Source organism: Desulfoluna sp. HI9BLuna (assembly GCF_056829775.1).
Genome location: NZ_CP186555.1, coordinates 4,661,856 through 4,675,107 on the forward strand (window position 1 = coordinate 4,661,856; position 13,252 = coordinate 4,675,107).

The following is a 13,252-nucleotide window of genomic DNA, read 5'->3' on the forward strand; positions in this document are numbered from 1 at the left end:
CATCGGCTTGTGGTGTGCCGATGGCGGTCGTGCCCATGGGGTGCCCAGAAAAGAGATGAAGACCGGCCGCTTCAGCCTTTACGGGTGTTTTGCCCGGGTGTTCTGGCGAGACGGTTCGGTGAGGGGGAGCCTGCTGGTGTCGGCCATGGTTGAAATGACGGCAAGATTTCCAGCCAGCAGGTGAAAGATTCCCGGCCGTCCCTCGAACAGGAGGGCGGCGGGCTGTTTGACCAGCCTCAAGCAGAGGCGGGCGAGCCTGCGGGCGTCATGATGTGAGAGAACGTGGTCCTGGGAGGAGAAGGCGATGTAAGAGATGGGGTTGCCTTCGTGGGCAAGGGATTCGGTGGAGATCCGGATACCGGAGCCCGTGGCCGTCAACACGATGGCGGGCTGGCTCGTCCCGTCGGACGGGGAGGGGTCCTTTGCCTCCTCGCCAAACCATGAAAGACGTGCGGCCAGCTCCTTGACGTGGGCCGGGCGAAACAGGCGGGCTGTCTGGCGGTGCGAAGGGCTTACGGCCAGGACGCACCCTGCAGAAGCCGGCCCGGCACAGGCCAGGGCGTGCCAGGAAAAAAACGGGATGGCCTGGGTGGTTGCAGCAAGGAGGACGCCGAGCATGAGCAGCATGCTGAGGCACTGGGCTTCGGAGAAGGGGCCCAGAAAAGCCCGCGCCGTATCCCCTCGGTAGAATTCCAGAAAAAACCGGCCCAGGCCGTAGAGCACGAGGTAGGAGGAGAGGCCGCTGCCCGGGGGGAAACCGGCCAGCAGCAGGCCGGAGCCTGTGGCCACGCACAAAAAGCTCCAGAAGGCCTCCACGGCCTGGACCGGAAAGAGTCGGACACCCCTTAGGTATGCGGGAAACCCTGCAGCCACATGGCCATCTCCGTAACAGATGCCCCAGCCATGGGGCCTGCCGTGGCAGCATCCCGCCATGAAGCACCCGAAGCGCCCCGTGGCCTGGAGCAGGCCCACGGCCAGCATGACCACCTCGGCATGGGCCAGGGAAGAGGAGAGGCCCAGGGCCATGCCAGAGAGGAGAAGGACGGGCACCAGGGTCACCACATGGCGCAGGTAGACGAAGGTCTCTTTCAGGGTCAGGATTCTTACGGCGAGGCTGTGGATCCAGAAGCAGAAAACCGCAAGGCCCATGAGAAAGAGGATGGCGTTCAGGGAGAGGCCGAGGCAATGGGTCAGCCCCGTGGCAAGGAGGAGGGCCGCACCGGCCCCCAAGGTCCCGAAGGCATGAAAAACCGGGATGCGTTTGCCGAGGACGGTGAGGGTGGGCGAGACGCGGCGGTCCCAGGAGGCAAGGCATGGCTCGGAGGGTTCAATGATTACATGCATTGGTCGTAGATGCGCTCCCAGTATGTGCGCTCCTCGTGGGTGAGGTCATTTCCGTGTTGGGTCAGGAGCCGGACGATCTCCCTTTGGATCTGTGCGCGGACGATGACGGGCACCGCGGCAACGGCTTCGGCCTGCACGTCCAGGGGATACCCACCGGTGGCCGCCACCTCAAGGGGCGTGCTGGTGAACAGGGCGACCAGGGGCCCGGCCACCAGGGCTTTGTTCAACAAATCCCCCGACTCGATGATGTCCTTGATCCGGTCAAAGGTTTCCCGTGAGTGGGGCCCTAAGAAGGCGGGCGGGTTCAGGGGCGGGTGGGAGCTTGTGCATCGCTGGAGCCGGATGCCGGAGCGAACGGTTGGCCCTGCGTGACGAGCCACATGGGACGAGATGTCCCGGACACCGTGCCAGAGGGTTTTCAAGGCGCCGAAGGCATGGCGGTTGGCCTCAGCCTCCACGGTTGCCTCATGCCTGGTGGGGAGTGGGTGCCCCTTGGGTTCCGGCTGTGACTCCCGCTGGAGGGTGTGGGCCAGCTCATGGGCCAGGAGCACCTTTCCTGCCGGATGTCCGGGGAGGTAGGTGCCGGTGTCAAAGACAATGTCCTGCCCTGCAGTGAGTGCAAAGGCGTCGTGGGCTTTTGCCACCCCTGCGGCCTGGGCGCTGGTGTGGACGCGCACGTTGGAAAAATTGGCGTTGAAGGCCGACTCCATGCGGGCCCTGACCTCTCCGCTCAGGGGAGCCCCGTCCCCCAGCTCAGAGGCAAGGGGATGGCTGTGGTGGGCCATGGCCTCCATGGTTCTGTTTCCGAGGCATCGTCTTACCTGTTCACGGGCATCGGTGGGTCCGTGAGCTGCAACGAGTGGTTGCGTGTCTTTGGCATGGCTCGGGGAGCGTGTGCCCTTGGAACGGCGGCGTGTTTTGGGTGTCAAAAGGATCTCCCTGGGGATGGGATCAGTCCCCTGACGGGGGTGTCAGGTCGTTTATGGTGATGGATTTCAAGGCATCGTCGGTCATGGCCACCTGAAGGGACATCAGGGCCTGATGCAGCTCCAGGGCCTTCCCCGGGGTGTTTTCGGGCGTCTTCAACAGGGTGCCCAGGGCCTCGGGGGGCCCGGCTATGAGGTCGCCTAGGGGGCGGCTGGTCGTACCGGAGAGAGCGGACAGAGACGGGGGAAAATTCAGGATCATGCGCGCCTTGGTGCGGAACTCCAGGAGCTTTCCCGAGGGGACGGCATCGGTGTGCTCGCCGGGGACCACCCGGGCAAGATCGGAAAGGGTGTGGATTCCCCTGGCCGTGAGGGCAGCCTCATAGGTCTTGCCGATGCCGTCGATGCCCTGGAGGGGCAGGGACGCTCCGAAGGTCCCCAATGCCTTTTCCTGGAACGATTCTCCGGAAAAATCGAGGCGGAGGGTGCGGACAAGGGTGGTGCCGGGGGCAAGGTCGATGCGGGGGTGGATCACCCGGTTGATCATCACCCCGCTGTCCTTTTCGTCCGTGGCGTCTCCGCCGAAGAGGGCAAATTCCCTGAGGCGGAGTCCGTTTTTGCCTCCCCTTTCCCCTGCGGTGAAACGGACGCTGATTTCAAGGCAGCTGGTGGGTTCGGACACCGGGCGGTTGTCCGGATTGAGGAAGGCGAGATCCGACGGGCTGAGGGTTTTTCGGCAGCACTCACGGGCAAGGCGCGTGTCCTGTGGGGACGGGGCAGGCGGCTGGCCGTCCCAGCCTTTGTCCCCGGTGCCCACGGCAAGGCTGAGGATTCCCCGCGCCTGTTGATGCCCCTTCATGAGGGCGGCAAGGAGGGTGAAGCACCCGGACACAATCTGGTTGGACCGCCAGCCGCCGTCAAGCAGTACCCGGCGCCCTGCGTCAACCAGCGTGTCCCGGTAGGTTCCGCGGATGGAAAACACAGAAGACATCAAGGCTCCTGATCCATTGATCGCCTTTCGTTCGGGGCGCCAGCGCATCGTCCCTTCGGAGGATCCGGGGAGCCGGGGACCTTCCCCCCGCACTCCCCATCCCCTCCTAACCCTGTACTTCCGGGTGGGTACGGGAGCCCGCCTTTTCCCGCGGCGGCACGAACCAACGGCCACGCGACGGCGGCGCCCCGAACGAAGGGCGACCAATGGAGAATAAACGTGATTGTGGTAACTATTCAGCTCAAAAAAGGCCTCCGACGGCCCTGCCGGAGGCACGCTTTTGGGACCGACTATTTTGAAATCAACGATGCCAGGGGTGCAGGCAGGTTTCTGCGTTGCAGGCGTCTGCTGGTTTCCGGGTCGTTGAATCGGGCGAGCTGTTTGATGAGGGTCGGGTGGCGTTCCGGGTCCACGGCATCGGCCATTTTTCGGACCAGGGCACGCTCCCTGGGCTGGGACATGTCCGCGTGTTTGACGAGGACGCTCTGGATCAGGGGGTCGTCTATCTCCACCAGCACCGGCACAATGGCGTCAAAGCACGCCTCGTGGTCTTTGCGGAACTCGGGGATCACCTCGATCCAGCAGGACACCGGGGTGTGCTTGAGAAAGTCGAGAAATTTCAGGATTTTTTCATCTTTGGAATCCAGGATACCAGCACGTTCAAAGGCTTTCCAGATCAATTTTTTTTGGGGCATGGGGTGTTAGTCCTCCGCAAAGGTGTAGACGTACCACATGAGGTCGACCTTTTCGTTGCTGGGCCCGTTTCGGATGTTGGTGAAGCGAATGTTGACGTCGTAGGCATTCTGGTCCTCCCGGGAGGTGTAGATGAACTCGCTGCTCACCTCGGCTTTGCCCGCCTCCGTGACATCGGTGATGGCCACGCACTGCATGTAGAGTTTCTTGATGCCCACAAGGGGATCCACGTTGGCTTCCACCAGCTGGGTGACGGATTGCTCGGGCATCAGGTCCATGACACTGCCGCTGTTCACCAGGTCGATGCCCAGCTTTTTCCGGGTAACCGCACCGTTGGCAAGCCCCTCGGTGCCGATGGGCTTGCCGTTGTCTTCGCCGCTGTGGTCGTGGCCGCCTGCGGCAAAGGCGATTTTGGACTCATCAATGGCCGCGTCGGACCGGACCTGATCGTTGCCCACCACGTGGTGCCGGAGCTGGCCTCCCTTGGTGAGGGACTCGTCAAGGCGGTTGCCGATGTTGCCCTTGATGCCCCGGGCGTCCCGGATCTCTTCCGAAAGGTTTGTCAGGCGAATCCCGGTGGCCCGAAGGTCTGCGATGTGATCTCCGGTGATGGTGGCCCTGCCCGCCGGGCGGTTGAGGCGGGCAATGGGGTAGAAGGCGTGGCCTGCGGCAGGGTTGGGCGGAAAGAGGCTCCCTTCGGCCACGCGCACCGCCCATTCGCGCTTCAGGCGCACGCAGGTCTCCAGGCCGATGGCGGGGTTGACCAGGGCGCCGTCCTCATCGCTGTCCACTTCCCGTTCCCACACATCCAGGTAGACCGTGTCGGTGCGGACATTGCGGGGGGTGGTCAGGGGGGCGACGGGGTCGACCCCCCACCGTTCTGCCAGGGCCGGGGCGTTGAACAGGGGCTGGTGGGAAAAGCGCATGTTGGAGACGTTGATGACGTCCATACCCTCCACCAGGCAGCGGCCCGCGCCTTCTGCGGTGCCGTCGCCCCCCCGGATAACAAAATCGTTTTGCCTTCCCGAGGCCGAGAGGATTTCAAAGCCGTCGTTGCCCTGGGGAACGCCGTTGCCTGCGAACCATTTGAGAAAGGCCTGGAGCTCGTATTTGCGGATATCCTCCTGCTCGTTCCAGTCCGCGTCCACCAGGGGAACCCCCTGCTGCAGGCGGACCCCCACGTAACGGTTGAGCCGATCAAAGGTGTTTCGTGAAAAATTGCCCATGCTCGCATCCTCGTTAGAAGTGTAATCGGATCTTTCGAATCAGCGTCGCTGATGCGTCTTTGTGGATGACCGGGTGCCGGATGGAGTTGATCATGAAGTACGCCCCGTCAAAGGTCCCGAACAAGCCGAACTCGCGCAGGGGGCACGTGCCCTCCGGAGTCCCGGGGGCCGGGTATCCCGGTTCCAGGATGGCGGTGATCTGCAACCGGCTGGTGGGTGTGGCCACCTCGTTGTTGTCCTCGTCCAGGTAGATCAGACTCAGGGCGTTCAGGGGCATGGGGTGAGGACAGGGGGCAATGAGGTCCGTTGCCGACGGATCGGGTGCCGGGGGACCGTCCTGGTCCCATGAGCCCCGGCCCGTGCCGAAGGCGAGATGGTGGATGCCCCCCGAGGCATCGCCCTTCATGAACCCGGCCAGGAGAACCCGGCACTGCCGGGCGATGGTGTTGGAGGACCAGCCGCTGTCCGAGAGGACGCGTCCCTGGCCGTCCTTGAGAATATCGCGGTAGATACCCTTGAGTTGACCGCCTAATTGTTCCATGGGTCGTCGTCTCCTGTGAGGCCGGTGTGCCAGGTCCTGATGTGGATGTTTTCCTTCGGGGGCGAGGTCTTGACGCTTCCGCCACCGGGGGCTTTGGGGCTCCAGGATCGCAGCCTGCGCCATTGGGGGATTCTGTCGGTATGGTGATCCGTGACCCCCGGAAGGTGCTCCCGGCTCACCGTGGTCAGGCTGGCCTCGGTGCCGTCGTTGATGACACGGGGCTTTTCTGCCGTGGGGTCGTCGTAGGTGTAGATGTGCTCTGCGTACACCGCCGGTTCGATGATGAAGACATGGCGCGCCTGGATGGGGAGAAACCGGTGGACCACCCCGTCCAGGAGGTTTCGGTTTGTCAGGATGTGCTCGGGGTCTTCCCGGTCCGGGGTGAGGTAGATGCCCAGGGTCTCCCGGGAGTACCAGGTGGTGTCGTCCATCCTGCCGTTCTTCCCGGTGTCGCAGGTGTACGTCTGAAAATCCTCGAAACTGCCGTACCGTGCGTTTTTTGCCGTGTGTCCGGCCACGGCCGCCACGCTGCCGCAGCAGCGCAGGTCCCGGGTTTCCGTGGCCCTGTAGACAGAACTCTTGTGCTTCAGGGGCTTGCAGGCCCGGTACAGGACCGTCAGGGTGCCTGAAAGGTCCAGGGGGCAGGGAAACCGTTCCGTATAAGGGGAGACGGGGGGGGCTTCGGATTCCACCCAGCTGCCGGTGTCCCCATGGAATGTTGCCTGTCGGACGGAGCGGTCGCCCCCATGGTCCGAGCTGAAAAAGAGGTGGAGGCGCCCTGTGTCGTCCACCAAAGGGGCGGGGTCTGACTCCCCTGTGCGGTGCGGGGCGCAGGGCTTGAAGAGAACAGGGCCCCAGTCCGAGGTGTCATGGGGATCCATGCTTTCCTTGAACCGGTACATGACGCGCCATTGTTTTGGGGACTCTCCCAGGCCGTGCACTCGCTCAGCCCAGAAAAACCCTAAGCGCGGGCCGGTGTCCCCGGGGAGGAAACAGGCCGTGGGGGGATGGGCCAAAGGCGCAGGTGAGGAGGGCATACCTGGCATAACGGCGGTGGGGCCCGGTTGCCATGCATGTCCGTCATGCAGGGTGTATCGGGTTTGCCACCGTTGGCGATGCTCCTCCTGCCAGAAGAGCCAGAGCCTGGTGCCGTCGGATACGGCCACGGGGTGCCTGCGCTGGCTGCGGGTGTCCGTGAACACCTCGGTATCGGACCAGCGACCATTGCAAAGCCTGCGGAAGCAGATTCGCCATGTGCCTGAAGGGGTGTCCAGGGAACTCCAGAAGAGCCACAGGGTGTCCCCCTGGCGTGCCGCTGATGGGTCTCTGTCCAGGGCGGGGCCGCTGCTCAAAGGGAGACTCGCCCCCCAGCCTGTTTCCGGGTCGTGGCGCTTTCCCCAGACATCGCAGTGGTTTTTCCTGATCACATGGGAGAAGACCCAGGTGGCGCCGTCTTCATGCGTGGCGGACACGGGCCTGCCGTCAAAGGCTGCGTTTACGGAAAAAGGGGCTTCCCCCTGCCGCCATCTGCCCGAGGCATCGCGCTCGGTGTACCAGAGCATGAGCTGTTCCGGGGTGTTGGACAAAAAGATGTTGTGGACAAACTCCTTGGTGCGGCTCTCCCAGCCTGTGAGCCGTTTTACCGTGGCTTCCACCGTGGGAACCAGCCCCACGGTCTTGTAGAGGTGGGGGGCGCTTCTCACCTCGTTGCGCTGGGTGTCGAGTTCCTGGCGGTAGTCGGGTTGCCAGCCGATCCACCGAGCCAGCAGGGGCAAGAGGTTGCCGTCGATCCTGTCCCGGTTGTGAAGGTCCAGGCTGGCCCTGGCATGGCTGTGGAGCTGGTCGAGGACGCTGCCCGGAAGCTCCAGAAAGCGCCGAAGCTGCCCGGCATTTTCAAGGGCTGTCGGCACACCTGCCGAGGCATCGGGTACGGTGGTGTCGTAGCGGTGGGTGATCCTCGGGAGGAGGTCGTACATCATCTGGGCCGAGCCAAAGGGCGAGGTGGCCATGGCGTGGCAGCGGTTGCCGGGGGCCTCGGCATATCGGGCCGGAGAGCCCCCAAAGGGAAAGAGGCTGTAGTAGTGAACGGTCTCCCCTTTTAAGGGGGCGTCGGTAAATGCGTGCCGGAGTTTTTCGCCCTGAACCGGTTGGGCACCGGGGGCAGGGCCGTCAAAGACCACTTCCCCGTCATCGGGGGCCACAGGGTAGGTACCGGTGCGGCGCACGATGCGGACACCGGGATGGCCGGACGGATCCGGGTTGGTCCAGGTGAGGCGGATGCCGTTGCCCTCGGCGGTGGCTTCGCCATGGAGGTCTTCAAGGCGCATCAGCGGCTCCCGTCCACCCGGAGACGCATGCCGTGGGCGTAGTCGGCGTTGCCGTCAGGTACCACGGGGATCTCGTGGTCTTCAAGGATGAGCTTGCCCGAGGGCGCCACCGTGCCGGGCGCTTCGCCTTCCCGGCGGAACTCGTCGATGCTCACAAAGGCCACCCCTTCCACGGCCTCCATGGCCTCGTAGAACTTGCTGAGGTAGAGGGTCTGGCCGAAGTCCACCCGGGGCAGGGCCAGGAGCGCCCCTGCGGCGGCAAGGGTTTTATCCCTGACCTCTTCACGGGGGTAATGGCTTTGGACCCCGATCTCGGCAGAGATCCAGACGGGGACATAGGTGACATCTTCAATGCGAATCAGGGTGGTCACGGGCCGCTTGTCTTCGAAATAGGCCAGGAGGCTCTCTTCCAGCACATCGCTTACCCGGCCTCCGCCTTCCGGGGCCACGTGGAGGGTGACCCGGTTCCAGCTGTCGGCCACGGCCTTGACCTTGGCCACTCCCTTGAGGTTCAGGGCCAGGGCCTTGTAATCCTCTTCGGTGACGGCCCGCTTCAGGGAGCGGAAGACCGAAGGCGCGTGCATGACGGCATGCTCGATGCTCTCCCGGTCCGCGCCGCCTGTGGCTGCCTCACTTTGAATGACCGTGGCGCCGTTGATGCTTAAAGGGGGTGCGTCGGCAATGTTTCGGATGGCCCCAGCGGGCACGTTGCCCATGATGCCGCCGCCAACGCGGTACGTTGCCGTGATTTCGGCCCCGCTCTCGGGCACGGCCCCGAAGGCCCCGTCCCCAAAGAGAATGGTGGCCCGGTCCCGGTCATCGATTTCGATGACATAGTCCTTCTGGTTGTTCCGGCTGAAGGCGAGGCTCTCCTGGAGGGTCCATTCGGTGACGGCGTCCCCCAGACGGGTGGTGACGAGGATGTCCCGGTGTCGCTTGCCGGAGGTCCCGGCCGCACGGAGGATCAGGCCGGTGCGGCCCAGGGGGAATCGCTGGTTCCGTCCTCCGTCGGAGAGGCCCAGGTGCTCCTCTTTCACAAGCCTGCCCTCTTCCACGGGGACCCCGCCCGTGCCGGTGACCGGGTCTTTTCGGTGGTGTTTCCGCTGGGTGGACGGGTCTACGGCCAGGGCGGCGCAGTCGATGACAAGGGGCGTGTCCCGGGTGTATTCGAAGCGGACGCTCGGGGCGCCGCTGTCACTGGCCGTGGTAAAGGCGTGGCCCTTTTCTATGGCGATGACGGCCCGGCAGCTCGCCGGAAAGGAGAGTTCCAGGGTGCAAGAGGCCGGGGACGCCGTTGCCAGGCTGTACCCGATGAGCTTCAGGTGGTCGATGACGCTTCGGCGGGTGCGGGCCGTGGAGAGAAAACTCTCGGTGGCCACCCGGTCCTGGTAGTAGCTGAGGATGTCCCCCATGTGGGCAAAGAGCTCTAAAAGGACGTTGCCGAAATCCGCCTCGGACTCACCCGGCCGCCATTCGGGCAGCCTGGACGAGACAAGCTCCTGCATGGCCCGCAGAAGGGAGTCGTAGTCCCGGGCCATGTAATCCACCACCTGGTGTTGTCCTGTGACCTTTATCTCTGCCATGTTATTTCCCGATTTTTTTGAAACGATTCAGCACCCGTTTGCCTTCAATTGTCAACGTAGCAGGGCCAACGCATTTAAAAATTCAGTTGCCTCCGGCGGGTCGCTTTTTGAAAAAAGCTCCGCAAAAACTTTCCGGTAATCAAGGAGAGGGGCTATGCCCTGCAGGGACGAATCCACAAAAAACAAAACCCTGTGTGTCAAACTTTTCAAAGGTTTGACCCCCGGCAGGGCCGCCGGAGGCTGTTTTGGGCTGAATTGTTACTCGTTTTTTTACTATTTAAAATGAACGCGCACGGCCTGGCGGGTCTGGTCCTGCGTTTGGGTGTAGGCCACCTCGATGGTGACGGTTTCGTCCTGGTGGGAGACGTTGACGTCCTCCACAGTGATCTCATCGCCCATCCACCGCATGAGGGCGTGGCCGATGGTGAACTCCACGGCCGCGGCCAGCACCGGGTTGTTGCCTTCGAAGACGAGGTTGAAGAGCCCGCAGCCGAATTCGGGCAGGCGAACCCGCTCGCCGGGGGCCGTGAAGAGGACCTGGATGATCTTTCCCCGGATGGCTTCGTCCCCTCCTGTGGCGGTAAGGCCACCGGCCTTGGTGACGGAAAAGGGAAACCCAAAGGCGGTGCGGGCAGTCATGCAAGGCGTCCTTTAAGGGCTGTGGGGGGATCCGGGAGCTCACCCGGCTGGGGGAGGGCAGCCAGGTCGGCCTTGAGCTGAAGGTTTGCTGGCGTGTCTGCGGCCCATTGGTCCACGGCCTCAGCCACCCCTTTCTGCCACTGGGCCAGTTCCTGCAGCCAGCGGTGGGTCTGGTCCACCCACTCCCAGAACGGGGGATCCTCCTGGGAGGATGAAACCGCGTCGGTGTGGGCGGTGACAATGCGGTAGACCGCCTCGGCCAGGGCTCCCATGTTTTCACGGACCGCGGGCTCGTCCATGTTCTTGCCCAGGCTCTCGTCTTCCCGCTCCAGGCGAGCGCGCATGGCGTTGATGAATTCGATCGTGGCAATCTCATGGTTGGGCCCGAGCCCCATGGCACTCTCCTTAAAACATAGAAAAACGTGAATGACCTGGTTTAAACAAGCCTCCGGCGGGTCGCTTTTTGAAAAAAGCTCCGCAAAAACTTTCCGGTCGCCTTGTCCGTTTTGTTTAAACCAATCGGCTCGCCAAAAGCTTTCGGCCGGTCCATGTCATTCGTAAAATCTGTTTGTTTTACGTTTCAAACGTTTGGCCCCGGCTGGGCCGCCGGAGGCTGTTTTGAACTGTATAATTACAAAAAGTTTAACAAACAGATTTAAAAATTCAGATTCAGGCCAATTAAAATCAAAGGCGAATGTGATTTCCCCTAAGGATCCTCCTCCGCCCGTACCGGCGCGTCATCAATCAGAGTCACCTGGCTACAGCACGACACGCGAGGGGAAAGCGCATCCACTACCTGCTTTCGAGATGGTACACCTCACCGCCGGAGTTATTCCGGTTTAAGCCAAGCGAACCCCAAGTCCCCTTCATCGTGTTTCCAGAAAATGAAATGGACCTCTCCTGCAAAAACGGCAGCCATATGTCACACACCACGCGAATGCCCCAAAAATGTTTGCATGATGCCTGCCTCCATGCATTCGCCATAGGGTTTCCAGGTGCCCCCACCTGGCCGCCGGAGGCCTGCTTGTTTTAGCGGCTCGTTACGATGCGCTTCAGGCAAACACCTGGGTGTTGCCGGTGACGCCCATGACCACCGGGGCGCCCAGGTTGCCGATGCCACTGTCCCCGATGCGGATCACGGGTGCCGATGCGGAGCCGAGTCTTACGGCGCTCCCCTTGACTTCCACGGTTCCGGCTCCGGCGTCCACGGACACGCCGGACCGGGTGAGGGTCACTGTTGCCCCGGAGGCAGTGGTGATGCTGATGTCGCCCTCGGCCAGGGTGATGTTGTGGCCTCCTGTGCCGTGGGTGATGGCGATGCCATTGCCGTCCATGGTGAGGACATGGTTGTGCCCGGCCTCCACCAGGGTGACCCGTTCGTCGCCGTCCCGGTCTTCAAACTGAAGGGTATGGCCCTTGGTGGTCTTGATGATTTTGGCCGTGGGCGGGTCCTGTATCTCGCCTTCGTCGGCGCCGTCGGTGCCGACGGGTTTGGGAGCCTCACTCTCCCCACCGGGCTTGCTCCAGTAAGTACCCACCCAGATTGGAAACTCCAGGTTCCCTTCCTCAAACTCCACCCAGACCCCGGCCCCCACCTCCGGCACAAAGAGCAGTCCCTGGTTTGCGTCCCCGCCAAAGGGCACGCAGGCCGTGGCCCACCCGGTGACGGTGTCCGGGCCCAGTACGCTGGGAACCCTGATTTTTAGCCGACCGAGCCCCTCGGGGTCCCGGTTGTCCACCACCAGGCCCCGGTACTTGCCGTAGTGGTGGTGGTCTATCTTGTCCGACAGCACGGATATCATCTGTTCAAGGGACACGGATCCTCCTTGGCTACAACCCGAAGGGGGCGTCGGAAAAGCTCTCCGATCCTGTGGGTTCCAGGGCGTTGCGCGTGGCCGTGAAGCGCTGGGTGTAGCCGTCGTCGGTGAAGGTGTGGGTGACGCGGGTGACGGCGTAAAGGCCGCTGAAGGTCTCGCCGATGCCTTTGATGGGCACCGCTTGGCGCGGTTTGAGCACGTGCCCGTAGTGGTTTCCCATGATTTCGCCGTGGCCGGTGACGAACCAGTGGGCCCGGCGGTGGATGGCCTGGGCGAAGAGCTCCATTTCGGGTTGGCCGGTGGTGACCTTCCGGTCCAGGTGCAGGGTGGCTGCCTGGATCCCGGAAGGGGCAAGGGCCGAGGCATCCAGGCGCCCTAGGGACGGGGCGTCGTTGGATTCAATCGTTGTTGAAAGGACCTTTTTGTTCAGGCGGTCCACCTGGGCCATGGAGACGCGGCCAGGGCCCAGGGCGTTTACCGAGAGGGAGAAGCTGCGGACCGTGGTCTCGTCACCAAAGTGGACGGCGAGGACAGGCTGGGGCGCTGCGTTGAGGTTTGGCTTTTTAAAGCAGCCGGTGCCTTCGTCCATGTAGCAGTCACAGCCGTTACGAAGGGCCAGGCGCCTGAGGAACTGGAGGTCGGTCTCCCGCTGGATGATGGTGGAGATGGCCTCGCCATGGACCACTTCGGTCTCCTCCACGTCTGTATCAAACCCGTGGCTTTCGAAAATCTCCCGGGCAATGTCGCTGTCTTTTTTATCGGGCCAGGCCTTGAGGGCTTCGTCCCTGTCCATGAGGACCGAGGCGTCCATGCCCCGGATCTCCAAAATGCAGGCCGCTGGGTCCGGGTCGAAGATGGGGGCCATGTGGGTGATGTAGCCGCTTAACAGGGGGTCGTCGGTAGAGCCGAACCCGGCCCGGAGGGTGATTGATTTCCAGGGCCTGAGCCTTTCGTCTTCCAGGAGTTCCCAGGTCCCCTGGTGATCGCAGGAGAGGGTCAGCTGCATGGCAAAGGTGTCGGTGAGCCCGGTCTCTTTTTCCACCTCCACCGAGACGAGGTGGGGGTAGAGGTCGTCGGCCTCTTCCCCTTGGATCTCTATGGCAAGGTGCTCGTTTTCCATGTCGGCTTTGTGACCCTTTATGGGTGAACCTGTTGCGGTGGCCCC

The 13,252-nt window shown here is 62.9% G+C and carries 12 protein-coding genes; all 12 read right to left on the minus strand.

Annotated features, from left to right (window positions below; genetic code table 11):
• Window positions 1–78 precede the first annotated feature (78 nt).
• The 12 genes from ACOYW0_RS19105 to ACOYW0_RS19160 all read right to left on the minus strand — a co-directional run bounded on the left by ACOYW0_RS19105 (window position 79) and on the right by ACOYW0_RS19160 (window position 13,207).
• A complete protein-coding gene (locus ACOYW0_RS19105) occupies window positions 79–1,344 on the minus strand; it encodes a prolipoprotein diacylglyceryl transferase family protein (RefSeq protein WP_482415376.1) in 1,266 nt (421 codons plus the stop codon).
• The gene (locus ACOYW0_RS19110; protein WP_482415377.1) at window positions 1,335–2,129 is read right to left on the minus strand and encodes an eCIS core domain-containing protein; all 795 of its coding nucleotides are present in this window, start codon (window positions 2,127–2,129) and stop codon (window positions 1,335–1,337) included. Before ACOYW0_RS19110 ends, ACOYW0_RS19105 begins: the two co-directional genes overlap by 10 nt.
• 166 nt (window positions 2,130–2,295) lie before the next feature.
• The gene (locus ACOYW0_RS19115) at window positions 2,296–3,261 is read right to left on the minus strand and encodes a hypothetical protein (protein ID WP_482415378.1); all 966 of its coding nucleotides are present in this window, start codon (window positions 3,259–3,261) and stop codon (window positions 2,296–2,298) included.
• A gap of 290 nt (window positions 3,262–3,551) precedes the next feature.
• A complete protein-coding gene (locus tag ACOYW0_RS19120; protein ID WP_482415379.1) occupies window positions 3,552–3,956 on the minus strand; it encodes a hypothetical protein in 405 nt (134 codons plus the stop codon).
• Between the two features lie 6 nt (window positions 3,957–3,962).
• On the minus strand, window positions 3,963–5,180 hold the full coding sequence (locus ACOYW0_RS19125) for a DUF6519 domain-containing protein (RefSeq protein WP_482415380.1): 1,218 nt from the start codon (window positions 5,178–5,180) through the stop codon (window positions 3,963–3,965).
• A gap of 13 nt (window positions 5,181–5,193) precedes the next feature.
• Window positions 5,194–5,721, minus strand: coding sequence for a hypothetical protein (locus tag ACOYW0_RS19130; RefSeq protein ID WP_482415381.1), 528 nt, complete (start codon window positions 5,719–5,721; stop codon window positions 5,194–5,196).
• Complete coding sequence (locus ACOYW0_RS19135) at window positions 5,709–8,048, minus strand: hypothetical protein (protein ID WP_482415382.1); 2,340 nt, start codon at window positions 8,046–8,048, stop codon at window positions 5,709–5,711. Before ACOYW0_RS19135 ends, ACOYW0_RS19130 begins: the two co-directional genes overlap by 13 nt.
• Window positions 8,048–9,631, minus strand: a complete 1,584-nt coding sequence (locus ACOYW0_RS19140; RefSeq protein ID WP_482415383.1) for a baseplate J/gp47 family protein — start codon at window positions 9,629–9,631, stop codon at window positions 8,048–8,050. Before ACOYW0_RS19140 ends, ACOYW0_RS19135 begins: the two co-directional genes overlap by 1 nt.
• 273 nt (window positions 9,632–9,904) lie before the next feature.
• Window positions 9,905–10,270: a GPW/gp25 family protein gene (locus tag ACOYW0_RS19145; protein ID WP_482415384.1), complete on the minus strand. Its 366-nt coding sequence runs from the start codon at window positions 10,268–10,270 to the stop codon at window positions 9,905–9,907.
• Window positions 10,267–10,665 (minus strand): hypothetical protein, encoded by a 399-nt coding sequence (locus ACOYW0_RS19150; protein ID WP_482415385.1) that lies wholly within the window; start codon window positions 10,663–10,665, stop codon window positions 10,267–10,269. Before ACOYW0_RS19150 ends, ACOYW0_RS19145 begins: the two co-directional genes overlap by 4 nt.
• Before the next feature lie 657 nt (window positions 10,666–11,322).
• The gene (locus ACOYW0_RS19155) at window positions 11,323–12,087 is read right to left on the minus strand and encodes a phage baseplate assembly protein V (protein WP_482415386.1); all 765 of its coding nucleotides are present in this window, start codon (window positions 12,085–12,087) and stop codon (window positions 11,323–11,325) included.
• 13 nt (window positions 12,088–12,100) lie between these two features.
• Window positions 12,101–13,207 carry a phage late control D family protein gene (locus ACOYW0_RS19160; protein WP_482415387.1) on the minus strand — a complete coding sequence of 369 codons (1,107 nt, stop codon included), beginning with the start codon at window positions 13,205–13,207 and terminating at the stop codon, window positions 12,101–12,103.
• Window positions 13,208–13,252: the final 45 nt, after the last annotated feature.

Excerpts from the sequence above, each read along its gene's own strand:
- ACOYW0_RS19105 (WP_482415376.1), bottom strand. The coding sequence starts at position 1,344 with ATGCATGTAATCATTGAACCCTCCGAGCCATGCCTTGCCTCCTGGGAC.
- ACOYW0_RS19110 (WP_482415377.1), bottom strand. The coding sequence starts at position 2,129 with ATGGCCCACCACAGCCATCCCCTTGCCTCTGAGCTGGGGGACGGGGCT.
- ACOYW0_RS19115 (WP_482415378.1), bottom strand. The coding sequence starts at position 3,261 with ATGTCTTCTGTGTTTTCCATCCGCGGAACCTACCGGGACACGCTGGTT.
- ACOYW0_RS19120 (WP_482415379.1), bottom strand. The coding sequence starts at position 3,956 with ATGCCCCAAAAAAAATTGATCTGGAAAGCCTTTGAACGTGCTGGTATC.
- ACOYW0_RS19125 (WP_482415380.1), bottom strand. The coding sequence starts at position 5,180 with ATGGGCAATTTTTCACGAAACACCTTTGATCGGCTCAACCGTTACGTG.
- ACOYW0_RS19130 (WP_482415381.1), bottom strand. The coding sequence starts at position 5,721 with ATGGAACAATTAGGCGGTCAACTCAAGGGTATCTACCGCGATATTCTC.
- ACOYW0_RS19135 (WP_482415382.1), bottom strand. The coding sequence starts at position 8,048 with ATGCGCCTTGAAGACCTCCATGGCGAAGCCACCGCCGAGGGCAACGGC.
- ACOYW0_RS19140 (WP_482415383.1), bottom strand. The coding sequence starts at position 9,631 with ATGGCAGAGATAAAGGTCACAGGACAACACCAGGTGGTGGATTACATG.
- ACOYW0_RS19145 (WP_482415384.1), bottom strand. The coding sequence starts at position 10,270 with ATGACTGCCCGCACCGCCTTTGGGTTTCCCTTTTCCGTCACCAAGGCC.
- ACOYW0_RS19150 (WP_482415385.1), bottom strand. The coding sequence starts at position 10,665 with ATGGGGCTCGGGCCCAACCATGAGATTGCCACGATCGAATTCATCAAC.
- ACOYW0_RS19160 (WP_482415387.1), bottom strand. The coding sequence starts at position 13,207 with ATGGAAAACGAGCACCTTGCCATAGAGATCCAAGGGGAAGAGGCCGAC.